The sequence below is a fragment of the Bacillus sp. ISL-35 genome (genome assembly GCF_018613355.1).
Lineage (GTDB): Bacteria > Bacillota > Bacilli > Bacillales > Cytobacillaceae > Mesobacillus.
This window is the reverse complement of record NZ_JAGGQK010000014.1, coordinates 20,706-43,454: the sequence shown is the minus strand read 5'-3', so window position 1 is coordinate 43,454 and position 22,749 is coordinate 20,706. Positions and strand designations below refer to the sequence as shown.

At 42.4% G+C, this 22,749-nt stretch carries 22 protein-coding genes; 17 read left to right on the top strand and 5 right to left on the bottom strand.

Annotation, left to right across the window (positions count from 1 at the left end):
• Positions 1–88 precede the first annotated feature (88 nt).
• The 9 genes from J7E38_RS17870 to J7E38_RS17830 all read left to right on the top strand — a co-directional run bounded on the left by J7E38_RS17870 (position 89) and on the right by J7E38_RS17830 (position 7,206).
• Positions 89–979, top strand: coding sequence for a LysR family transcriptional regulator (locus J7E38_RS17870; RefSeq protein ID WP_214708429.1), 891 nt, complete (start codon positions 89–91; stop codon positions 977–979).
• Positions 980–1,099: 120 nt separating this feature from the next.
• Positions 1,100–2,149, top strand: coding sequence for an S-methyl-5-thioribose-1-phosphate isomerase (gene mtnA / locus J7E38_RS17865; RefSeq protein ID WP_214708427.1), 1,050 nt, complete (start codon positions 1,100–1,102; stop codon positions 2,147–2,149).
• Between the two features lie 363 nt (positions 2,150–2,512).
• Positions 2,513–3,034 carry a peroxiredoxin family protein gene (locus J7E38_RS17860; RefSeq protein ID WP_214708425.1) on the top strand — a complete coding sequence of 174 codons (522 nt, stop codon included), beginning with the start codon at positions 2,513–2,515 and terminating at the stop codon, positions 3,032–3,034.
• 168 nt (positions 3,035–3,202) lie between these two features.
• Complete coding sequence (locus tag J7E38_RS17855) at positions 3,203–3,334, top strand: FbpB family small basic protein (protein WP_214708423.1); 132 nt, start codon at positions 3,203–3,205, stop codon at positions 3,332–3,334.
• Positions 3,335–3,401: 67 nt separating this feature from the next.
• Positions 3,402–3,545 (top strand): acid-soluble spore protein N, encoded by a 144-nt coding sequence (locus J7E38_RS17850; protein ID WP_144480842.1) that lies wholly within the window; start codon positions 3,402–3,404, stop codon positions 3,543–3,545.
• A 203-nt stretch (positions 3,546–3,748) separates the two neighbouring features.
• Positions 3,749–3,970 (top strand): small acid-soluble spore protein Tlp, encoded by a 222-nt coding sequence (tlp, locus tag J7E38_RS17845; RefSeq protein WP_214708421.1) that lies wholly within the window; start codon positions 3,749–3,751, stop codon positions 3,968–3,970.
• A gap of 115 nt (positions 3,971–4,085) precedes the next feature.
• Positions 4,086–6,410, top strand: a complete 2,325-nt coding sequence (locus tag J7E38_RS17840) for an AAA family ATPase (protein WP_214708419.1) — start codon at positions 4,086–4,088, stop codon at positions 6,408–6,410.
• Between the two features lie 55 nt (positions 6,411–6,465).
• Positions 6,466–6,909, top strand: coding sequence for an acyl-CoA thioesterase (locus tag J7E38_RS17835; RefSeq protein ID WP_214708417.1), 444 nt, complete (start codon positions 6,466–6,468; stop codon positions 6,907–6,909).
• On the top strand, positions 6,910–7,206 hold the full coding sequence (locus J7E38_RS17830) for a hypothetical protein (RefSeq protein ID WP_214708415.1): 297 nt from the start codon (positions 6,910–6,912) through the stop codon (positions 7,204–7,206).
• A gap of 22 nt (positions 7,207–7,228) precedes the next feature.
• On the opposite strand, the gene J7E38_RS17825 is transcribed toward J7E38_RS17830, so the two are convergent.
• The 4 genes from J7E38_RS17825 to J7E38_RS17810 all read right to left on the bottom strand — a co-directional run bounded on the left by J7E38_RS17825 (position 7,229) and on the right by J7E38_RS17810 (position 10,511).
• Positions 7,229–7,522 carry a HesB/YadR/YfhF family protein gene (locus J7E38_RS17825; RefSeq protein WP_214708413.1) on the bottom strand — a complete coding sequence of 98 codons (294 nt, stop codon included), beginning with the start codon at positions 7,520–7,522 and terminating at the stop codon, positions 7,229–7,231.
• Between the two features lie 78 nt (positions 7,523–7,600).
• Complete coding sequence (locus tag J7E38_RS17820) at positions 7,601–8,764, bottom strand: CapA family protein (protein WP_214708411.1); 1,164 nt, start codon at positions 8,762–8,764, stop codon at positions 7,601–7,603.
• Positions 8,765–9,254: 490 nt separating this feature from the next.
• The gene (locus J7E38_RS17815) at positions 9,255–9,440 is read right to left on the bottom strand and encodes a hypothetical protein (protein WP_214708409.1); all 186 of its coding nucleotides are present in this window, start codon (positions 9,438–9,440) and stop codon (positions 9,255–9,257) included.
• Positions 9,441–9,542: 102 nt separating this feature from the next.
• Positions 9,543–10,511 (bottom strand): two-component system sensor histidine kinase NtrB, encoded by a 969-nt coding sequence (locus tag J7E38_RS17810; RefSeq protein WP_214708407.1) that lies wholly within the window; start codon positions 10,509–10,511, stop codon positions 9,543–9,545.
• A 229-nt stretch (positions 10,512–10,740) separates the two neighbouring features.
• Between J7E38_RS17810 and J7E38_RS17805 the strand changes: the two genes are divergently transcribed.
• On the top strand, positions 10,741–11,571 hold the full coding sequence (locus tag J7E38_RS17805; RefSeq protein WP_214708405.1) for an STAS domain-containing protein: 831 nt from the start codon (positions 10,741–10,743) through the stop codon (positions 11,569–11,571).
• A gap of 46 nt (positions 11,572–11,617) precedes the next feature.
• Here the strand turns inward: J7E38_RS17805 and plsY are convergent, their stop codons facing one another.
• Positions 11,618–12,202 carry a glycerol-3-phosphate 1-O-acyltransferase PlsY gene (plsY, locus tag J7E38_RS17800; RefSeq protein ID WP_214708403.1) on the bottom strand — a complete coding sequence of 195 codons (585 nt, stop codon included), beginning with the start codon at positions 12,200–12,202 and terminating at the stop codon, positions 11,618–11,620.
• A 185-nt stretch (positions 12,203–12,387) separates the two neighbouring features.
• On the opposite strand from plsY, the gene J7E38_RS17795 reads away from it, so the two are divergent.
• From J7E38_RS17795 to helD, 7 genes are all read left to right on the top strand, one after another.
• Positions 12,388–13,824 carry a phospholipase D family protein gene (locus tag J7E38_RS17795; RefSeq protein ID WP_214708401.1) on the top strand — a complete coding sequence of 479 codons (1,437 nt, stop codon included), beginning with the start codon at positions 12,388–12,390 and terminating at the stop codon, positions 13,822–13,824.
• 168 nt (positions 13,825–13,992) lie between these two features.
• Positions 13,993–15,300 (top strand): purine/pyrimidine permease, encoded by a 1,308-nt coding sequence (locus J7E38_RS17790; protein WP_214708399.1) that lies wholly within the window; start codon positions 13,993–13,995, stop codon positions 15,298–15,300.
• A gap of 82 nt (positions 15,301–15,382) precedes the next feature.
• Positions 15,383–15,796: a CoA-binding protein gene (locus J7E38_RS17785; protein WP_215038779.1), complete on the top strand. Its 414-nt coding sequence runs from the start codon at positions 15,383–15,385 to the stop codon at positions 15,794–15,796.
• Positions 15,797–16,374: 578 nt separating this feature from the next.
• A complete protein-coding gene (locus J7E38_RS17780) occupies positions 16,375–17,487 on the top strand; it encodes a sugar diacid recognition domain-containing protein (RefSeq protein ID WP_214708395.1) in 1,113 nt (370 codons plus the stop codon).
• Between the two features lie 120 nt (positions 17,488–17,607).
• Positions 17,608–18,876 (top strand): GntP family permease, encoded by a 1,269-nt coding sequence (locus J7E38_RS17775; RefSeq protein WP_214708393.1) that lies wholly within the window; start codon positions 17,608–17,610, stop codon positions 18,874–18,876.
• Between the two features lie 122 nt (positions 18,877–18,998).
• The gene (locus J7E38_RS17770; RefSeq protein ID WP_214708391.1) at positions 18,999–20,132 is read left to right on the top strand and encodes a glycerate kinase; all 1,134 of its coding nucleotides are present in this window, start codon (positions 18,999–19,001) and stop codon (positions 20,130–20,132) included.
• 278 nt (positions 20,133–20,410) lie between these two features.
• Positions 20,411–22,738 (top strand): RNA polymerase recycling motor HelD, encoded by a 2,328-nt coding sequence (gene helD / locus J7E38_RS17765; protein WP_214708389.1) that lies wholly within the window; start codon positions 20,411–20,413, stop codon positions 22,736–22,738.
• Positions 22,739–22,749 lie beyond the last annotated feature (11 nt).

The following is a 22,749-nucleotide window of genomic DNA, read 5'->3' as shown; positions in this document are numbered from 1 at the left end:
GAATGAAAATATCGTAACATAGACAATTGGTATATTGAAAATATATAATTTATATATTAATCATATCTTTTTTAAATAGAGGGATTTTATGGATATTAGACAAATGCGTTATTTCATTGCAATTGCGGAGGAAAAAAACATCACAGCGGCTGCAAATCGTCTTCATATGTCACAACCGCCGTTAAGCCTTCAATTAAAACAAATGGAGGAAGAATTAGGAGTAATGCTCGTTGAACGGCATGGAAAGAAACTGGAGCTAACTGATAAAGGAAAATTGCTTTACAGGCATGCACTGAATATTGTCCATTCATTTGAGGAAGTAAAAAATGAACTTCAAGAAATGGATGAAGGAAGGAAAGGGAATTTATCAGTGGGAATCAATACACTCTCCGTTCCGCAGTTTCCGGAATGGCTTGACGAATTCCATTCTTTATATCCTCTTGTATATTTGCGTATTGTTCAAAACGATTCTACCTACCTGGCTGAACTTGTTAAAAATCGATCTATTGAATTGGGGCTTGTCAGGTTGCCCTTATCCAATCAGGATTTAAGTTATCTACATTTATATAATGAGCCATTTGTATTTGTTTGCAGGGAGAAGATCGGTGACAGTATATCATTAGAAACAATCAGCCGTTTCCCGCTCATTCTTCCTTCGACAGAGGGACTTGGAAGCTATAATATCATCAACGAGGCAATAACCAAGGCACAGCTGCCCGTACAGATCATCTGTGAATGTTCTGATATGAATGTCCTGATGAAGCTGGTTTCTTCGGGGATTGGCGCGACCATTGTTCCTGAATCGGTATTCCGGTCATATGGGCAAAGCAATTTGTATGCCAGAGAAATAACAGGTTCGAACCTTACTTCATCGATGGGGTTAATCTGGTTGAAACAGCATCATCTATCCAGGCCAGCACGCAATTTCATTGAACTGGTGAAGCAACGGCTTGGTATTAATGAATCAAGCATTCAATGAATGCACCTTTTATAAAAGAAAACAGCTTCTAACTCATAAATTTCACTTGCTCAAAACCTGTAAATTGGTAAAATGATATTTAGTTTCAGAATTGTCGTAAAAGGCAGAAGGAGGAGCAGCATGGAAGAGATATTTTTACAGTCGGTAAAATTTGACGGTGAAAAGCTTTATATATTGGACCAAACAAAACTTCCACAGGTGACAGAATTCCTGGAAATAACAGATATAGAGGATGTATGGGACGCAATTAAACAGTTAAAAGTCAGAGGGGCTCCAGCCATTGGCATTGCAGCTGCCTATGGATTGGCCCTCGGGATCAAAGACGCGCCGGAGTCAGACTTCGAGACATTTTATAAGTATTTCAAGGAAAAGGCAGATTATCTAGCTACCTCCAGGCCGACTGCAGTCAATTTGTTCTGGGCTTTAAATCGAATGGATGCACGCGCGAAGGCTGAAAACGGGCAACCAGTTTCAAGTATTAAGAAAATGCTGATTGAAGAATCTCACACAATTCGCCAGGAGGATGAAAATGTCTGCAGCTCCATCGGTGAAAATGCGTTAAGTTTATTTCAAGATGGGATGACGGTCCTGACTCACTGTAATGCAGGCGGGATTGCGACAGCAAAGTATGGAACGGCTCTGGCTCCGATTTATTTGGCGAAGGAAAGAGGCATGGACATCAAGGTATTTGCCGACGAAACGCGTCCATTGCTGCAGGGAGCCCGACTGACTGCCTGGGAGTTGATGCAGGCAGGAATCGATGTGACTCTTATTACGGATAGCATGGCCGCCATGGTGATGCAACAAGGCAAGGTACAGGCAGTCATTGTTGGCTGCGACCGTGTTGCAGCTAACGGCGATGTAGCAAATAAAATTGGCACTTATGGTGTTGCCTTACTGGCAAAAGCCCACAATATTCCGTTTTACGTGGCGGCACCATTATCAACAATCGATCTTGAAACCAAAACAGGCGATGACATTCCAATTGAAGAGCGTGCTGCAGAAGAAATCACGGCCGGATTCGGAAAATCAACTGCTCCTGAGGGAGTCAAAGTTTTCAATCCAGCCTTCGATGTCACACCTCATCATTTAATTACAGCGATCATCACCGAAAAAGGAATTATGCGCGGGAATTACAGCGAGGAATTGCCGCGACTATTTGAAAAATAATGAGGAAGACCGCCGGAGATATGAGCTCCGGTTTTTTATTTGCATACAAGATTATAAAAGTATTTTTCTTTGGCTAACTACATATGGGTGTCTTAATCCAGCTTCAGCGCCTAGCCCCTCGAGACGCTTGGCTAGCTGCGGCTCCTAACTCCTCGAGACGTTTCGGTCCTGCCAATGAAGTCAAAGAACGACTTCACAGACAGGCCCTCTAGCGCTTGTCGGGGCTGAACGAGGCGCTTGCGCTTTTTGTTCTTGCAGCCCGATAGAATTCACACAATCATCATATATTCTGACATATCCACTTTCATTATCTTAGTATACTTGGGATAACCTACTTGTAACTAAGACAAAGGAGGGTTCTTCATGATTAAAAAGGCGATTGGAGCTGGAATTCTTGCTGGATTGCTGTTATTTGCTGTTTTTCAGCATTTCTACAAGGCAGATGATCCTGCCGCCATTCAAGCTTCAACAACATCTGCAGGAATTGACATTGGCTTGATGGCGCCATCTTTTACATTAAAAAACTTTGCAGGGGAAGAAATTGACCTTAAGAAATATAAGGGCAGGAAGATCATGCTCAACTTCTGGGCGACATGGTGCCCGCCATGTAAAGAGGAAATGCCTGCAATGGAGAAGTTTTACAAAAATCACTCTGGTCAGATCGAAATTCTTGCCATCAATCTGGATCCCCAAAATGATGTGAAAGGATTTGCTGAGAAAAATGACCTGTCATTTCAGATCCTGCTTGACGAATCTGGCACGACACAGAAGTCATACCAGATTATATCGATTCCGACTACCTTTATTATTGACGAAAAGGGAGTGATTCTAAAAAGACATATTGGTTCCATGAGTTATGAGCAAATGGAAGAACTGTTAAAATAACACATCAGGTACCCATCCTGGTGTTTTTTTATGGGAAAAATTGCATGGAGAGTACACGGCAAATACGGGTATGAATAAAATACGATTAAATTTTCAAAAAGTTGTAATAATTGCAACCGTTTCCGGACATAATAACTGTTAGAATGATGATAAAGGATGGTGAACACGATGAGGAAACCTAGAAAACGTTCTTTTCAAGAGCTTGTTATGGAAAATAAACGTCAACTTCTGAATGACCGTGATGCACTCGAAAGAATCGAGGCAAAATTAGAGCAAAAACACTTAGGTAAAGCTGAGTAATTTTCATACATTACCATTCATGATTTACTCTTCTTCTGGTAAAACTTAATCTAGAGGAGGGATGGTCATGAGTAATCCTAAAAGGGACAGCAAGCACCATGTTCCGAGCCACCTTGGAACCCAGCCGCGCGGTTTCAGCGGGAACAAGGGCAAGAAGATGAACGATAAATCTGGAGAACATGCACAGGTAATCCAGACTAAAGGTGAATAGATCATGGAAGAATGCCTGCCAATTAGATGGCAGGCTTTTATTTTCCAATTGGCTAGATTATTATTTAAAATTCTTATATGCAATGCCCTGGTGCAGCCTTGACCTTGATCTGAATGCTTAAAAAGTATCCACTGTTTTCCGCTTATAATCACTTTCATTCATCACATACTATTGTTGTACTTTTTAAAAGGAGGTACATGACAATGGCAAACCATACACCAAAGCCAGACGATCGCAGTGATAATGTAGAAAAGCTGCAGTCCATGATTCATCACACCATTGCAAACATGGAAGATGCTGAGGCTGCAATGGTCAATTCGAGTCCTGAAGACCAGCAGCGGATTCAGCAGAAAAATGAGCGCCGCCGCGAGAGCATTGATGCCTTCAGGGCAGAAATTAAGGATGAAGCGCACAGACAGCAGTAATGGGAGAGACCCGTCGTGAAGGCGGGTCTTTTTTCGTTTGGGGGAAAATGTGATAATATACGGAATGTAAAGTTGAAAAGGTAAAAGTTAAATTATAGATAAAGAAGTGATTCGGATGGAACAACACAAAAAGCAAATTCCTTTAGATGAACAGCTGTTACTTTGGGAGGAAGAAATTCATTCTAAGGGGTTCATTCATGATGAAGCTGGTTTGATCACGGCCATTAAGCTACTGACAAAAAGTGAGGAACCAAAAAAACTGTCACATGTTTTAACGCTGGCAGCTCAATCAAGAGCCAAAAGGAATGGCTTTGATTCGCTTGTCCTTGAGTGGCTGAAATCAGCGGTTGAACAAGATGCTGCAAACAAAAAAGCTAAATCTTTGCTGGCGTCAAACCAATGGAAGAACAAAGGAAATCTTTTCGAGGACCTGGTCTACCCGCGAATCAGGGAAACAGACAATCGGGCTCTGAAAAAGAAAACCGCAGAACAATATATTGATATTTCCCAGCAATTCCTTGGACATGCCGAAGAGGTGCTGGATGAGCTAAAAGACCAGACGCCAGGAGATGGTTCCGATGTAAGCGGAAAATTTGGCAGGCTGACAGAATTACTGGAAAGAGCAATCGAAGAAACAGCCGCACTCCTGAAAGCAACAGAGCTGTACGAAGAGTCAGTGACTGGCGTTTTCCATACGGCAATCCACTATGAAGAAATGAAAAAAAGACTTCTTATCCTGGATGAGATTAAGCATCAATGGCAAGAAGAATTCGCCGAGGAAATAGACACTCAAAACCAATCTGAAAAGGATCCTTTGTCTGAACTCAATCAGATGGTTGGCCTTGAGTCTGTCAAAGAGAGAGTGAATGATTTTTATCGTTTCCTAAAATATCAGCAAAAACGGAAAGAACTTGGTCTGCAAACAAAGGATGACCAAAGCCTGAATATGGTGCTCACAGGGAATCCCGGAACTGGAAAAACATCGCTGGCACGATTGCTGGCAAAAATTTATCATCAACTTGGTGTTTTGCCGCGAGAAGAAATCTTCGAGGCTGACCGTTCACAATTAGTCGGCGCTTATGTGGGCCAGACCGAGGAAAATGTCCGCAAGATAATCGAACAGGCTCTTGGCGGCGTGTTATTCATCGATGAAGCTTATAGTCTTAAGCGTGAAGGCCAGACAGGGAATGACTATGGCCAGACTGCAATCGATACATTGGTTTCTCTAATGACCGGAAATGAATATGGAGGCAAATTTGCGGTCATCCTTGCTGGATATCCCGAAGAAATGCGCCAATTCCTTGATGGTAATCCCGGATTAAGGTCTCGTTTTCCTCAATCGAATTTCATCCATTTGCCTGATTATACGGAAGATGAACTGATGGAGATTGCCGAGCAGGCAGCGCGTGATAATGATTATGCCATGACCGAACCTGCAAAGCTTGAGCTTAGGGAACGAATCGAAAAGGAAAGAGTCGATGATACATTTGGCAATGCCCGGACAGTTCGTAACCTAGTATTGGAAGCAATATTTAAAAAAGGCTCAAGGAAGACTGAAGAGGATGATTTTTCAACCTATACGCTGCTGGAAAAAGCAGATTTTGAATCTTCTTCAAAGCCTTCAGCAGAAAAGCCGCTTGATCGCCTCCAGGCGTTAGTAGGTTTGGATACAGTAAAATCGGAAGTCACCTCGCTTATTTCTTTTGTAAGGATGCAGCAGCTTAGAAAGGAAAAAGGGCTGCCGGCTGTTCCAATCCAGCTGCATTCTGTCTTCACCGGGAACCCCGGGACTGGTAAAACGACTGTTGCAAAGATTTACGCTGAACTGTTGAAGGAATGCGGGATGTTAAAGCGCGGACACCTGATCACCAGCAGCCGGGCGGATTTCGTCGCTGGTTATGTGGGGCAGACTGCCATCAAGACAAAGAAGAAGATCCGTGAGGCACTAGGTGGGGTTCTCTTTATAGATGAGGCCTATTCACTGCTTGGGCAAAGCTCTGGTGACTTTGGCAAGGAGGTAATTGATACGCTTGTGGATGAGATGACCAGGCATAATGAAAATCTTGTCGTCATCCTGGCAGGCTATCCTGCCGAGATGGATATGCTGTTGGAAAGTAACCCTGGCCTTCGATCACGATTCAAGAAGTTTTTTCATTTTCCTGATTATAGTGTGGATGAATTATTGATCATTATCAGGAACTATGCGGGAAAATATCAGTATAAAATCAATGACCAGGCCATTGAATTTTTATCCGAAAAACTTTCGGAAACAGAAATCAAGGGAAACGGACGATTTGCGACAAATCTAGTGGATGAAACGATACAGTCCCAAGCCTATCGCTTGATGGGCGGCGGATCGGTAGAGAACCTGGATCAGGATGTTATATACTTGAAAAAACAGGATTTTGAAGCGGTGCTATCAAAAATACTGTCATTATAAATGTATCGAAGATTTTTATTGAACAAGACAATCAAGTAGCAGAAGGGGAATGAGGATGCAGATTTCAACAAGAGAAATAGAGGTTAGATATGCAGAAACAGACCAGATGGGTGTCGTATACCACGCAAATTATCTGGTTTGGATGGAGCTGGGCAGGACGCAATTGATCAAAGAGCTCGGTTTTAATTATGCTGAGATGGAGAAGGACGGCATTATCTCTCCGGTCCTTGATATCCAGGCTTCTTATAAAAAACCTTTGCGGTATGGAGATATTGCAACAATCAAGACATGGGTGGAAGAATATGATGGTCTCCGTTCTGTCTATAAATATGAAATTTTTAATGGCGAAGGAGAACTTGCGCTCACTGGCAGCTCAAAGCACGTCTGTGTTAAAAAGGACAGTTTCCGGCCCATTTCATTAAAAAGGACATATCCGGACTGGCATGAAGCTTATCTTAGGGCCGTGAAAAAGCCTGAGGTTGAAAAGGAGCAGGTCTGATTGGCATTCGGGATCAAAAGGCACGAATTAGCAGAGTGGAAAGAGAAAATCCGCAAAGGAGAGATTGCTTTTCTCACTCACTACTGGATCGATGACCGTTTCCCTGGCTGCAACACAGTAACAAAAGCAGGGTGCAGGGATATTGAGAAGCTGGCAGAGTGGGGAAGAAAATACGGTCTTAGCCCTGAATGGATAGACAATAGAAAACCTGATTACCCGCATTTCGACCTATTTGGCATGAAACAGGAAGAGGTATTGAAAGAGGAAGGGATTAAGAATTATCTTGGCAAAAAATAAGGCAGGCGCAATGGCGCCTGCCCTATTTTTTTTCAAACTTAAACTCAGGTTCCTGGCCTACAGGGTGAAGATCCACAATCATATCGTGGCCGTCAAAATACCAAATGTCTTTTTCTTCAATATAATAAGTGATTCCGTTTTTTTCTGTTTTCACGCCGATATGATCAGGTTCCTCTTTCGAAACGCCAAGTGAAAAACCTTTTTGGATCGAACTGAAGCCTCCATACCGTACAAAAAAGCGTAAATAGCTTCCGGTGGAAAGGTCCATTTCGTTTTCATACCAGGCTGCCGCATCGTCATTGATTGTAATTTCCATATCGTTCTCCTTCCATACCAGATGCCCCGATTATAACATAAGCAATGCCCGGTCATCATTTGCCGGGCACTGACAGGATTATTTTTTAATGTATTGTGTCATATGATGCATGATTTCGTTATATTTATTTTCTGCGTCTGCAAGACCGAATCTTCCTGCTTCCCTCAGTGGGACCACCCTGTAATGGCTTTGTCTGCTGCTGGAGACGAAGGTAGGAAGGAATTCTGGATTATGCAAAGCGATATCCGTACCACCGGGAGTGATGCGCTTTGTAACCTCCACCGTTGCGAGGCCTCCGATATCCTTGTAATCCCACATTTGACCTGACAGGAAATTGCCGAGGGAATACACTACAAGACCCTTCCTGCCATCAGCGGCGGTCAGCCATTCCATTGGCTGCAGGACGTGTGGATGATGTCCAAAAATGATATCTACACCTTCGTCGATCAGAAATTGGGCAAGTTCCTTTTGATCATCTGTCGGAAAGCGCTGGTATTCATTTCCCCAGTGAATGCTCATGACTACAACATCCGACTCCGCTCTTGCCCGGCGGATCTCAGCCTTCATTGCTTCGCGGTCAATCAAATTGACGAGATGGTCTTTCCCGAATGGAACCGGAATTCCATTTGTTCCATAAGTGTAAGACAAATAAGAAACCTGTACCCCGTTTTTATTTAATATCCTTAATTTATGCTGGTCGGCATCATCTTTGAAAGAACCTACATAAGGCAGCCCGGCAGCTTCCATATTTCGTATTGAGGTCATAACCCCTTTTTCAGAACGATCCAGCGAATGATTATTCGCATTTGAAACAATATCGACACCTGCGTCGATCAGTGCGTCCCCAATTTCGACAGGACTATTGAACGCCGGGTAGCTGGACAAACCGATCTCGACTCCGCCGAGAATGGTTTCCTGATTGGCCAGCAGAAGATCAGGCTCCGTTAATTGCTGTTTTACATTCGTTAGCATCGGTTTAAAATCATACCCTGATTTAGTGAGAGCGTCTTCATAAACCGTGTCATGAATCAAGATGTCGCCGATTGACCCTAATTTCACGGTTTCCTCAAAATTTTTACCGGATACGTCCATACTTCTCGCTGAATGATCTTTTTGTATGACAGTCAAATTTGGTTCTTTTGCCTGTGCTTCATGATACATCTGAAATGTTAATGTTCCTGCTAAAATGCTTAACCCCGTAACCAAGGTCATGCTTAAAAAGGTTTTCTTCTTTTTTCTCATATAAATCTCCCCAGTATATGATGAGGCTTATCTATTTTTTGCCCCTAAAGATAATATAGTATAAGATTGATGTTAAATATATATGTTTCATGATGATATTCAAAGTTTTGTCAAAATTCGATCCTTTCATGCCACGAAAATGCGAGAAAAATGCAGAAAGAGAGGATGGGGAAAGATGTTCAAGATCACGTCGAGCGCCCAAAAAATACTGGAACATGCAATCCGAAAAGAAAGCAGCGAAGGAGAAAAACTTTTCATCCGCCTTACGATGGGACTTGGCTGAGGAGGACCCCAGCTCAGAGTTGCTCTGGAAGAGCGGCCATTAGACAAGGATCAAATCTTCACCTTCGATGATGTCGACATCCTGATCCATGAGCGTGATTTGGTTTATTTTAATGGAATCAAGCTCGATTATATTAGGGATGTGTTTGGAATGGGGAAGTTTAAATTGCTGAAAATATGAAAATGCGACTCCATCAGGAGCCGCATTTTATTCGTTATCCATTGTTTCTATAAAATCCATTAATTCATCTAGGTTCTTGATCTTGATAATCTTTGGGTCCGTTTGTTCATGTAAATCAGCCAGGAATTCTACTATAAAGTCATCTGGAGTCGTTACATCAGCTGTTGTGGTTGAATATACAAATTGGTCTGTCAGCTTCATAACTTCTTCCATGCCAGTCCGCCTTCTTTCCTGTGTTCTTATCTTTATTTTATCAACTATAATACGATTAGACCGAGTTCAATTTGACAATTTTTTGACTAATCGAAAAGCTGATTATTTAAGGGCGGGTAGTGCGATCTTGAATATAGTTCGCGTAGGCTCACTAAAGACACTCATTTCACCGCCATGATTTTCAATTAATTGTTTGCTGATTGCCAATCCAATTCCTGTTCCCTCTGTCTTTGTTGTATAAAAAGGGGTGAATATCTTCTTAAGGCTCCATTCATCAATTCCGCTGCCATTATCTATTACACTGATCGTTGCAAAATCCGCATCCTTTCCAGCAATCATTTTAACGGCTCCATCATTTCTCCCGCTTCCTTCAACAGCCTCCATTGCATTTTTCAATAAATTGATTAGAACTTGTTTTATCGAATTTTCCTCGGCCATTACATAAAGTTCCTCTTCCGCGAGTTCAACACTTATGTCGACTCCCTTCAGGATTGCCTCGCTTGTATATAAATCCTTCATGTTTTTAATCAGGCAGTTGATTGGAAGCTTTTTTTTCACTGCAGGAGCTGGTTTTAACACAGAGAGGAATTCAGTTAATAAGCTGTTTGCCCGATTGATTTCCTCTAGTGCTACATCTGCCAGTTCTTGCTTGCCAGCGGAATGAAGATCAGGCTTCAATAATTGGATAAAACCTTTGATTGTTGTCAGTGGGTTCCTTATTTCATGGGCTAACCCGGCAGCCAGCACGCTTGAAGAAATAGATTGATAGTCCTTGGACACATCGTTCATAGCCTCTTTCAATGCTTTTAAGGTTTGTTGTTTTTCTAGAATCTCCTGGTTCAAATTTTGAAGTTCACTTTCCAGCTCGGCCTTCTTCTTGTCTATCATAATGGCTAACTCATCCTTTACCATTAATTTGCGTAAAGCAATTGATCTGTTTTCAGAGGAGAGAACTGTGCCAAAAGAGAAAATATGTGAACCGGTCTGGGAAGTAAAGTCAGTTTTATATGAAGATTTCTGTTCAATCTTTGATTGAAAACTATAGGCGGAGGAAGGATTATTCATTTTCATCGGGATCCCTTCTTTTAAAAAATTCAATACATCTGTTTGTTTGATTGCATCAGGATTTGGGTAATTTCATCAAGAATTCGCAATATTAAATTAGACAGCCAAATTCGATTCCTTTCGGATATATATGACATTTTTATATAAATTATACCATTAAAAACGCAATATTCATTATATAGAACAAAAAATATTTGTATAAAGAACACCAAGATTACTACAAAGGGGAGCCAACATGTCAAAGGTATTCTATGATTTACTTAAAGAAAGAGAAAAAGATTTAGTTGATAAGTTATATGATTCGATTAATGACAACCAGCCAGATACGTTCCTGAAGCTTGCAGGAAAACCACATACGGAAATGTATAAAGGACAGCTGGGAAAGTTAATTCATCTATTAGAAAGTTTTCTGGCAGGGGAATCGGTCGATCAGGACATACTTGATTGGGGAACAAGGGTAAGTGAGGACAAGGTAAGGCAAGGACTTTCACTTAGTCAATCGATTAAGCATTTTCTTGTCATTCGCGATGTGCTGTGGGATGAGATTATTAGCATAGCAGAAAATAATGGTCAGATGACCAGGGAAGAAGAATTGAAGATAGGAAAAGTCATCAACGGATTCATAGATGATTTGATTCTTATTTTCTCAACCTCCTATACGGGAATGGCGAATAAAAGATTAAAAGCTCAACAAGCAATGATCGATGAGATCAGTACTCCTGTTATTTCAATTGTTGATGGAGTGGCAGTGCTCCCGATTATAGGCGACATTGATACCCATAGAGCAAGGGTTCTTCGGGAGCATACCTTGCGTGAAACAAACCGCCAGAAAGTTGATTGCCTGATCCTGGATCTTTCGGGTGTATTTATCGTCGATACAATGGTGGCCCAGGAACTATTCAAAATCATCAACAGTCTGAAGCTCACTGGAGTGGACGTGAACCTTACAGGAATGCGGCCTGAACTTGCCCATTCGGTTGTGAGTCTTGGCATCAGCTTTGATAATGTAAAAATGTACAACAATCTGGAACAGGCATTAAAGGCCTTTGGAGTCGTCCGAAAATAAAATACCGGCAAACCATCTTCTGGTTTGCCGGTATTTTTTTGACTTTTTACAGCCACTTGATTTTCGGTTCTGTTTTATTGCGGATTCTCTTTATATTTGCCCTATGCCTGTATATAACGAAGGTTGCCAGGACCGCAACGACCAGAATGAGAGGAAGATCCCGGGTGAAAAGTGAGTAAATGAAGGCAGCGATCCCTGTCAGAATGGAAGAAAGAGAAACATATTTTGTTATGTACAAGCTTATGAAAAAGAAGATCAGCATGAACAAGAATAAAACCGGTGCATAGGCCAGCAAAACGCCGCCTGAAGTAGCGACCGCTTTTCCGCCGCGAAAGCCCGCGAATATAGGGTACATATGGCCGATTACTGCAAAAATACCAACCAGCAGCGTGTGGATGTCTGCATCGAGAAGTAAAGGCAGGCTTGCAGCAAGAGTACCTTTAAGCACATCAGCGATACTCACGGCCATTCCTGCTTTGACACCTAGTGTCCGGAATGTGTTTGTGCCGCCTAAATTCCCGCTTCCATGTTCACGGATATCTTTGCCATAGAATACTTTTCCCACGATCAATCCAGAAGGAATCGATCCGAGCAAATAAGCTAGAAAAATGATAATTGCGTTTAATGCCATGAAATATTCTCCTTTAAAGATTTTACGGTTCTTTTATTTTACCACGTTCTCCTGAAAACTCCATGCAATTCTTGAAACAATGGTGTCGGACGGCTTAGTATATCTCGCAGGGGTATGCCTGCTAAGTTTATAACTTGCTTAAGAAGTGAATAAGTATACTATCAAATTCTAAGGAGCCCTGCCCGATGGTGAAGTTGAAAAATATGCTGAAAAGTAAAAAGATTATATTCTTGCTGGTCATCGGGTTATTGGTTTTCCTGACAGCATACTATCATACACATAAAGACCTTCCGCCTGGCCTTTCCTACGAAGGAAAAGTTCATAAGGCGGAGAATGTAAGCTTCTTATATGATCTCACCTACGAAGGAAAAGATGGCAAAAGAAGAACTGAACAGGAAATTTTTGATACTGTTTTGAAAAGGATCGAAGAAGCAGAAGATTTCATCGTCCTCGATATGTTCCTGTTCAATGGTTATTATAACGAGGATCTTGGATTTCCAGAAATAAGCCGGAACATCACCGATAAACTGATCACCCAAAAGAAGAAACACCCTAATCTCAGAATTGTTTTCATTACCGATGAAATCAACCTGACATATGGATCCCATAAAGCCAAGTTTTTAAAAGAATTAAGGCAAAATGATATCGAGGTCGTCTTTACTGACCTGGATCCTTTGCGGGATTCCAACCCGCTCTATTCAGCAGTCTGGAGAATGATTTTCCAGTGGTTTGGTCAATCCGGTGAAGGCTGGATTCCGAATCCCATGGCAAAGAATGCTCCTGATGTAACGCTCCGTTCTTATCTCGAATTAATGAACCTCAAGGCGAATCATCGGAAAGTGTTCGTGACCGAAAAAACGGCCATTATTGCATCCGCGAATCCTCATGACGCAAGTGGTTTCCACTCCAATATCGCCATTGAAACAAGTGGAACTATTATTGGAGATATCCTGGAATCAGAACAGGCTGTGTCTGACTTTTCTGGAGGTCCTCAGCTGCCTGAATACAAGCCTGAAAAAGAAAATGGTCCTTTTAAAGTCCAGGTACTGACAGAAAGCAAGATTCTCAAACATATTCTGAAAGAGTTAAGGAAAAGTGAAGAAGGTGACCAAATTTGGATCGGAATGTTCTATCTTGCTGAAAGAACAGTGATTGACGAAATCGATAAGGCGGCAGATCGAGGGGCGAAAATAAAAATCATTCTCGACCCCAATAAAAATGCGTTCGGAAATCAGAAAACCGGTCTTCCAAACATACCGGTTTCAGCAGAGATAAAAAACCTGGGCAGTGATAATATAGAGGTTAAATGGTACAACACGGGAGAAGAGCAGTATCATACGAAAATGATTTATTTTGACCGTAAGGATAAGGATGTCATTTTAGGAGGATCAGCCAATTTTACCAGAAGGAATTTGGTTGACCTTAATCTTGAAACCAATATGAAAGTATCCGCTCCCTCCGACAGCAAGCTCACCAAGGATGTTGACCAATATTTCAAGAGAATATGGTATAACGAATCTGCGGTCTACACACATGAGTATGAAGAAAACAAGGACAAGATGACACCATTTAAATATATTGTCTACTGGATTCAAAGAATATTATGGTTTACTAGTTATTAATCAAAAGGACACCTCCATTAGGTGTCCTTTCTTGTTTGAAGGCTTGCACTGGCAAAAAACTATTCCTACTAACATATATCTTTAATTAAAATATTATTATAGACTAAATACATCAGTGCTCTGCACCTGGGTAATACATTTAGAATTGTTTAGAACGGAGATCTTTACATGAAAACTTTTCTTTCAGCCATACAGTGGGTGGCTTTTATTATTGCCGGATCAATTGTCGCACCGATTGCGATTGCAGATGTTTTTCATCTTAATGAATTACAGACAACCGGACTGGTTCAAAGAACGATGTTTGTATTGGGAATCTCAAGTCTTCTGCAGGCATTGATCGGCCACCGGCTGCCGATTAACGAGGGACCTGCGGGTTTATGGTGGGGTGTCTTCACGATCTATGCCGGGTTAAGTACGGCCTTGTTCACTTCCAATATTGAGACTCTTCAGGCACTTGAGGGCGCCATGATCGTGAGTGGATTGGTCTTTTTCCTGCTAAGCTTTTTTAAGCTGATTGACAAACTGGCAAAATTGTTCACGCCTGTCGTCAGTGGCATTTACCTGCTGCTTCTGGTCATCCAATTAAGCGGTTCATTTCTTAAGGGGATGATGGGGATTGGGAGGGGCAATAGCGAAGTGAATCTTCCAGTCGCTCTATTCAGCTTGTTTCTGGTTGCTTTGACATTTTACTTAACCCGTCACCGTTTAAAACTAATCAGCCAGTATGCGATATTGATTAGTTTGGCTGCAGGTTGGCTGCTTTTTTCACTGCTTGACCTGGGAGAGGTTTTTCATCAATATGAAGGACATGTATTTGCTTTTCCGGATGTTTTCGCTTTCGGGTTGCCTGTTTTTGATTCAGGTCTGATGGTAACCTCTGTTTTCATAACCTTCTTGCTCATAACCAATATGCTCGCCAGCATCAGGGTAACAGGACAAGTGCTGAATAACCTGGGCGCTGATCATCGTGAATATCGTTACCGTGCCAGCGGATATACTGCGGGAATCAATCAGATTCTTGGAGGGGTATTTTCTGCCATTGGTTCTGTGCCGATTTCAGGAGCAGCCGGGTTTATTGCTACGACAGGCATCACAAAACTGCTTCCGTTCATCATTAGTTCTTTATTCATAATCGGGGCGAGCTTCCTGCCACATGTCATGTCTGTATTTGCCGCATTGCCAGCACCTGTCGGGTATTCTGTCACATTTGTAATTTTTGCCAATATGATTGGAATTGCTTTCACTGAATTCGATCGGGAAAATGACAAACATAGAACCCGGATGGTTATTGGAACCTCTCTGTTTGCTGGCGTAGGGGCCATGTTTGTACCAGCAGAAGCTTTCACACATGTTCCGCCTATCCTGGTTTCAATCTTGAATAACTGCTTGATTCTGGGGACGTTAATATCGGTTATAACTGATCAATTCACCAAAGCCAGGAAAAGGAAAATACAGACTTTTAAAGAGGCTTCCTAGTATACAGTTCATTAGTAAGTTAAATACATTCTTTTTGAGGGTAGGATAAAAATAAAGATACTAAACATTGGAGTGATGGAGGATGGAAATGAAGTATCCAAGTCGAGAGGAAATCGGCAAGATTTTAAAAAAGTCAAAAAGGATCGCGGTGGTGGGCTTGAGCGATAATCCGCAGCGAACTTCATACATGGTATCTGAAGCCATGCAGAATGCAGGATATGAAATCATCCCCGTGAATCCTACAGTGGATGAAGTGCTTGGCGTAAAAGCGGTTAATTCACTTAAGGAGATAGACGGTCATGTTGATATCGTGAATGTCTTCCGCAGATCGGAATACTTGATGGAAGTCGCACAGGAATTTGCAGAGATTGATGCTGATATTTTCTGGGCACAGCTGGGTCTCGAAAATGAAGAAGCTTACCGCTTCTTGAAAGAAAAAGGGTACACAGTGATTATGGATCGTTGTATAAAGGTAGAGCATGCTTTAACAAGATAATATCATTTCGTGAGGGGGAACAGCCTCCTCACGTTTTATTTTTTAATAGTTATCTTATGAGTTCGGTTAGGGTCGCCTTCAGAAAAAACCAGGAGAAATCGTCGTTGTTTTGTCTGAACCAGGGCGAACTTCGGACAAAAGCTGGAGAAATCGTAGTCGTTTTGTCTGAACTAAGATCAACTTCGGACAAAAGCTGGTGATATCGCCGTTGATTTGTCTGAAGCATGGTCACCTTCGGACAAAAGCTGGTGATATCGCCGTTGATTTGTCTGAACCAGGGTTAACTTCGGACAAAATCAGGAGAAAACGTCGCTGATTTGTCTGAAGCATGGTCAACTTCGGACAAAATCAGGCCGAAGCGCCACTGATTTGTCTGAACCATGGTCGCCTTCGGACAAATGCTGGAGAAATCGGTCTTTTTGTCTGAACTAAGGTCAACTTCGGACAAAACCTGGTAGAATCGCCGCTGCCTAGTGTCGACCTCTGATAAAATCTCAATAGTTCATCTTTGTTTTATTATATTTCTTATATAATGGTGATAAAGTAGATACATATGTTTTGCAAGGCGGGATAATAGGATGGATTTTTTAGACAAGCAGCTGGCCCAGGAGATTGTTGACAGAACGATGGGCATCATCGGGAAAAATATCAATGTGATGGATAACCGGGGTGTCATCATTGGATCAGGCGACCTGAATCGCATCGATGATATACATGAAGGTGCAGTCAATGTCATCAAACAGGGATCAGGCTACGAAATAACCGAAAAAGAGGCAAAGAATCTACATGGGGTGAAGGCAGGCATCAATCTTCCCATTCACTTTGATGGACAAATTGTTGGTGTTATCGGGATCACGGGTGCTCCTGAGGAAATCAGAAGTTTTGGGGAACTTGTACGGATGGCGGCTGAACTAAGTCTGCAGCAGGCAGTGCTAATGAATGAAATCCAGTGGGACGATAGGCTGAAGGAAGAGCTTGTCAGTCAAATCATCCATTCTGAAGGGAAGATGGATCCGCTTTTCCTTGAAAGGGCCATGCGCTTGGGCATTAATCTTGATCTGCCTCGGACAGCAATGGTTATTTTGACCCGTGACAGGAAGAAAACCTACACCTTTCTTAAAAGCCGACTGGAAAAGGATGACCTTTTGTTAATGCAGCATGACAGGATTGTTATTTTAAAAAGTAGGCCTTCTGCCCAAAATGCCAATCAGATTCGAAAACTTGCAGAAGGGTGGATTAGCGGTTATAAATCAAGCAATGCTCTGTACATAAAAATAGGCATTGGACAACATCACCCTGGTTTGACAGGATTGTCAAAATCCTATCAACAGGCTGATCACACCTTGAAAGCAGGCTTGAAATTAGCGGCTGACAAAGATATCTTCGTGTATGAAGATTATTATCTGCCTGTATTCCTGTTAACTGCTTCGAATGTGGGATTGACTGTTGGTTTAGAGCCTTACTATACAAGGTTAAAATCCAGGGATCCTAAAGGGGAATTGACTGAGTCTTTAAAAGCGCTGATTGATACGAATGGTGATATGAACAGTGCAGCTAAAATGCTTTTTATTCATCGGAACACACTGAGGTACAGATTAGACAAAATAACAGAAATAACCGGTAAAGATCCTCGCAAAACCACGGATTTGCTCCATCTTTACTTGTCTTTTCTCAATAATGAACTTGAATGATTGTGCAAATGCACGAAAGATCTGTATTAATACAGGTCTTTTTTTGATGGTTTGACCAATGAAATAATATAAGACAGCGCTTACAATTAAGGTAATCAAAGATTGTAGGAGGAATACATCATGGATATTCAAGTAAGCGCTTTCGGCGCATTAGTAGCCCTTATCGTAGCTATATTCTTAATTCTGAAGAAAGTCTCACCTGCTTACGGAATGATCGCTGGGGCATTGATTGGCGGTCTCGTTGGCGGCGTTGATGTTACAAATACGGTTACCTTGATGATGGAGGGAGCCAAAGGAATTATTCCTGCAGTATTGCGCATCCTGGCTGCAGGTGTGCTGGCTGGGGTCTTGATTGAATCAGGCGCTGCAGCAGTCATTGCGGAAACGATTGTTAAAAAAGTCGGGGAAACGCGGGCGCTTCTTGCTTTGGCGATTGCGACGATGATCCTTACGACAGTTGGTGTATTCATTGATGTGGCTGTTATCACGGTCGCTCCAATCGCACTGGCTATCGCCAGCAGAGCAGGCATCTCGAAAACAGCGATTTTGCTTGCGATGATTGGCGGAGGTAAAGCCGGCAACATCATGTCACCAAATCCCAATGCGATTGCGGCAGCCGATGCATTCGGTGTTCCATTGACTTCTATCATGGCAGCAGGAATTATCCCAGCTGCATTTGGACTTACAGTAACATATATTTTAGCTAAAAAATTGGTTCGTAAAGGTTCAAGCGTTTCAGCTGAGGAGAGCGAAACGAAAGTTAATGGGGAGCTCCCACTTGTGGTACCTGCGATTGTCGCACCATTAGTGACGATTATTCTGCTAGCCCTTCGACCATTGTTTGACATTAACATCGATCCGATGATCGCCCTGCCAGTTGGCGGGATTGCAGGAGCACTAGCAATGGGACGGATCAGGCATATCAATGACTATGCTGTATCAGGACTTGGGAAAATGTCCGGTGTAGCGATCATGTTGCTTGGTACAGGTACTTTGGCGGGAATCATCGCAAATTCGGGCTTAAAGGATGTTCTTATCAACAGTCTGGATGCCCTTGGACTTCCGGCCTTCGTTCTAGCACCTGTATCGGGTATCTTCATGTCTGCTGCTACGGCTTCGACTACTGCTGGTACAGCTGTTGCTTCACAGGTATTTGGAACAACCATTTTGGAAATGGGCGTAACTGCATTGGCGGGTGCGGCGATGGTACATGCTGGTGCAACTGTGCTTGACCACCTCCCGCACGGAAGCTTCTTCCACGCAACTGGCGGAAGTGTCAATATGGAGATCAAAGAGCGCTTGAAATTGATTCCGTATGAAACAGCTATAGGTTTGACACTTGCCATCGTTTCAACCCTGATTTTTGGAATCTTTAAGTTCTTTGGATAGATTTAAATCTCTTTAAAAGCTTTCTATAAAACTACAAAGAACAATATACGGTCTGGATTATTAGTAAATCCAGACCCTTCTTTCCACATTACTCCGTTAGTTAATGAGAGGAGAAACAGAGTATGAAAATCGTAATTGCTCCAGATTCCTTTAAGGAAAGTCTGACGGCACTTGAAGCAGCGACTGCAATTGAGGCAGGCATGAAAAAGATTTTGCCAGAAGCAAGCTTTGTAAAAGTTCCAATGGCGGATGGCGGTGAAGGCACTGTTCAATCTCTTGTTGATGCAACTCAGGGAAAGATCATTTCAAAAACAGTGACAGGTCCGCTTGGCGAGCCAGTTGAGGCATTTTTCGGTTTATCAGGTGATGAAAAGACCGCGATCATCGAGATGGCTGCAGCTTCAGGACTTCATCTGGTTCCCAGGGAAAAACGCAATCCACTTGTCACTACAACGCGCGGCACTGGAGAATTGATTGCTGCAGCTCTTGATTCTGGTGTGGAACAGATTATCATCGGGATTGGCGGCAGTGCCACGAATGATGGGGGAGCAGGAATGGCGAGAGCCCTTGGAATCAAGTTCCTCAATGCTGATGGAAAGGAGATCGGCGAAGGCGGAGGATCTCTTGGTGAATTGGCTTCCATCGATATGACCCAAGCAGATAGCCGTTTGGCAGCGGTGAATATCGAAGTGGCCTGTGATGTGGATAACCCATTAACCGGTCTTAAAGGCGCTTCCCATATTTTTGGTCCGCAAAAAGGCGCAACTGCAGAAATGATTGAAATACTGGATAATAACCTTCATCATTACGCAGAAATTATTCGCAAGGATCTTGGTAAAGATATCGAACATATTGCTGGTGCAGGAGCCGCAGGTGGACTTGGCGGAGGACTGCTGGCATTCCTGTCTGCAGAATTGAAAAGAGGCGTTGATATCGTTCTTGAGGCAACAAAACTAGAAGAGCAGCTGTTGGATGCTGATTTTGTCATTACCGGAGAAGGAAAAATTGACGGACAAACGATTTTTGGCAAAACACCAATCGGGGTAGCAAAGACGGCAAAACGGCACAGCGTCCCGGTAATCGCAATCGCTGGCCATGTAGCACAGGATAGTGAGATTGTCCACGAACACGGTATTGATGTTTTATTCAGTGTGGTACCAGGAGCGATATCTCTTGAAGATGCATTTGAAAATGCCAGTACGTATGTCAGTAATACTGCTGCGAATATAGCTTCTCTGATCAAATTAAGCAAGTGAAAAGAAAAACCGCGATGCTGAAGTCTGCAGCTCGCGGTTTTTTGATGTTTAAAATAGGTGGAAATCGAATAAATATAAAAAAGGAACGTGTAAAAAATAAAAAAACACCATTAAAGGTGATTTTGCTGAGAATGTATTTGAATTCGAAATATGCAAATAGTAAAATGAAAGTTGATGCAGTAAATTATATTTTAGCATGCACAATAAATCTATTATAACAATAACACAAATACAAGGCGCTGTCAAGTAAAAGAGGATTGATTTGGGGAGTGAAATTCATGGAAGAAAAGCAGCTAAAAGCCTTAAAACTGGAACAGGATCGTGTACATTCCATCATTGAGGAAATTGATAGGAAGGCCGCAAAATGGAAAGCGAGTTCAAGTGATGTCGGCTCAGATGCCCTTCAGATCAGGAAGACGTTTTGGGAGGATGTAACCGTCAACTTTGATGAAGCAGATGATGTAGCGGAAACCTTCACAAGCATCAAACAGCAGGCTGCGCTTTTATCAGAGCGCGAGCGTACACAAACTCAAATGGTCAAACAGCTGAAGACGCTTTCCCAGCTAAGGTTCTCCCCTTATTTTGGCAGAGTTGATTTTAAAGAAGAAGGCGAAAACGAAGCAGAGGAAATCTACCTGGGTATCGCCTCGTTAATGGACGAGCAGGAAGAAAACTTTCTGATCTATGATTGGAGAGCGCCGATTTCAGGCCTTTATTATGACTACTCCCCGGGCCCTGCCCAATATGAAACAGAAACAGAGACCATTCAAGGAGATATGGAGCTCAAGCGCCAATTTGTCATCAAATCGGGAAAGATCAAGGCGATGTTCGAGACCGGTGTTACAATCGGTGATGAGATGCTTCAGGAAGTTCTCGGCAATAATGCAGACACTCAGATGAAAACCATTGTTGCGACCATTCAGAAGGAACAAAACCAGATCATCCGCAATGGCTCAAGCAGTCTTGTTGTTGTCCAAGGGGTAGCAGGGAGCGGTAAAACGTCTGCTGCGATGCAGCGTGTAGCATATTTACTCTACAGGTACAGGAATATCATTTCTTCAGAGAATATCATGCTGTTCTCTCCGAATCCGCTATTCAATAGCTATGTGGCGACCGTCCTGCCTGAACTTGGGGAAGAAAACATGCAGCAGGCCACATTCCAGGAGTATCTACTGTCACGTTTTGGTGCTGAATATGAGTTGGAGGATCCATTTGAACAGATGGAGTACCTGCTTGCAGCAAAAAGGGATGAGAGCCACCGGGAAAGGGTTGAAGGCATCCGTTTCAAAGCCAGTCTTGAATTTAAAGAATTACTGGACCAGTATGCAGAGAAGTTATCAATGGAAACACTCGTCTTTAAAAGCTTGAGGTTAAAGAAAACAACGATTATTTCAAGGCAGGAGATTTCCCAATTTTATGATTCACTCGACAAGGCTATTTCAATCCCGAACAGGATTCAGTTGGTAAAGGAATGGCTGATCAAGGAACTGAAGAAAAAAGCCAGGACAGAAAAATCCCAGGAGTGGGTTGAAAAAGAAATTCAATTCCTTGAAAAAGAAGATTATCTCGAGGCTTTTAAACAGAGCCAGAAAAAGCAAGGCGAAGCAGAAGATACATTCCACGATTATGACCGTGAAGAAAAGTGGTTATCTGAGCTAGTCGTAAAAAGACGTTTCAAACCATTGTTCAATGCAGTGAAAAAACTGAAATTCATAAATAACAGAGTCATTTTTTTGAACTTTTTCAAGGATGAAAGTCTTCAGTCAGAGGCGACTCCTGCTAATTGGTCTTCCATTTGTGACCAGACAATTCAGTCTCTCGAAAGAAAGGCTATCCGTTATGAGGATGCAACGCCCTTGCTCTATCTTCAGGATCTGATTGAAGGAAGGAAGTCGAACACATCGATTCGCCATGTCTTCATTGATGAAGCGCAGGACTATACGCCTTTCCAATTTGCCTATATTAAAAATCTGTTCCCGTACAGTAAAATGACACTGCTCGGCGATATCAACCAGGCAATCTACTCTGGTCCGACCGGGGCTCCGACCATCTTTGCCGAGGCAACGCTTGATTTCGGGCAAAAAGAAACCTACAAGCTTTCAAAAACCTACAGGTCGACAAAGCAGATTGTGGAATTCACCAGGCAGCTGATTGAAGGCGGAAATCTGATTGAACCCTTCAACCGTATAGGTCCCAAGCCGGTAATCGTGAATCACAGAGACCATGCTGACCATATTGGAAGGACAAATGAGCTCATTTCAGATCTTGAGAACAAGGGTCATAAAAACATCGCCATCATCTGCAAAACAGCAGCGGAAAGCAAAGAGGCTTTCGAGTCCATTAAGAAAGCACATGATGCAAGATTGATTGAAAAAGGCACTTTGACCTTTGAAAACGGCGTCAATGTCGTACCAACATACCTGGCAAAAGGTATAGAGTTTGATGCGGTCATCATTTTCGATTCATCTTCCTACACAAGAGATGAGGAAAGGAAATTATTATATACGGCTTGTACGAGGGCAATGCATGAGCTTTATATTCTTTCCAGAAGTGAACTCAGTCCGCTTTTAGAGAATGTCGATGAGAAACTATATCAAGTCATTTAAAAAACAAGCCG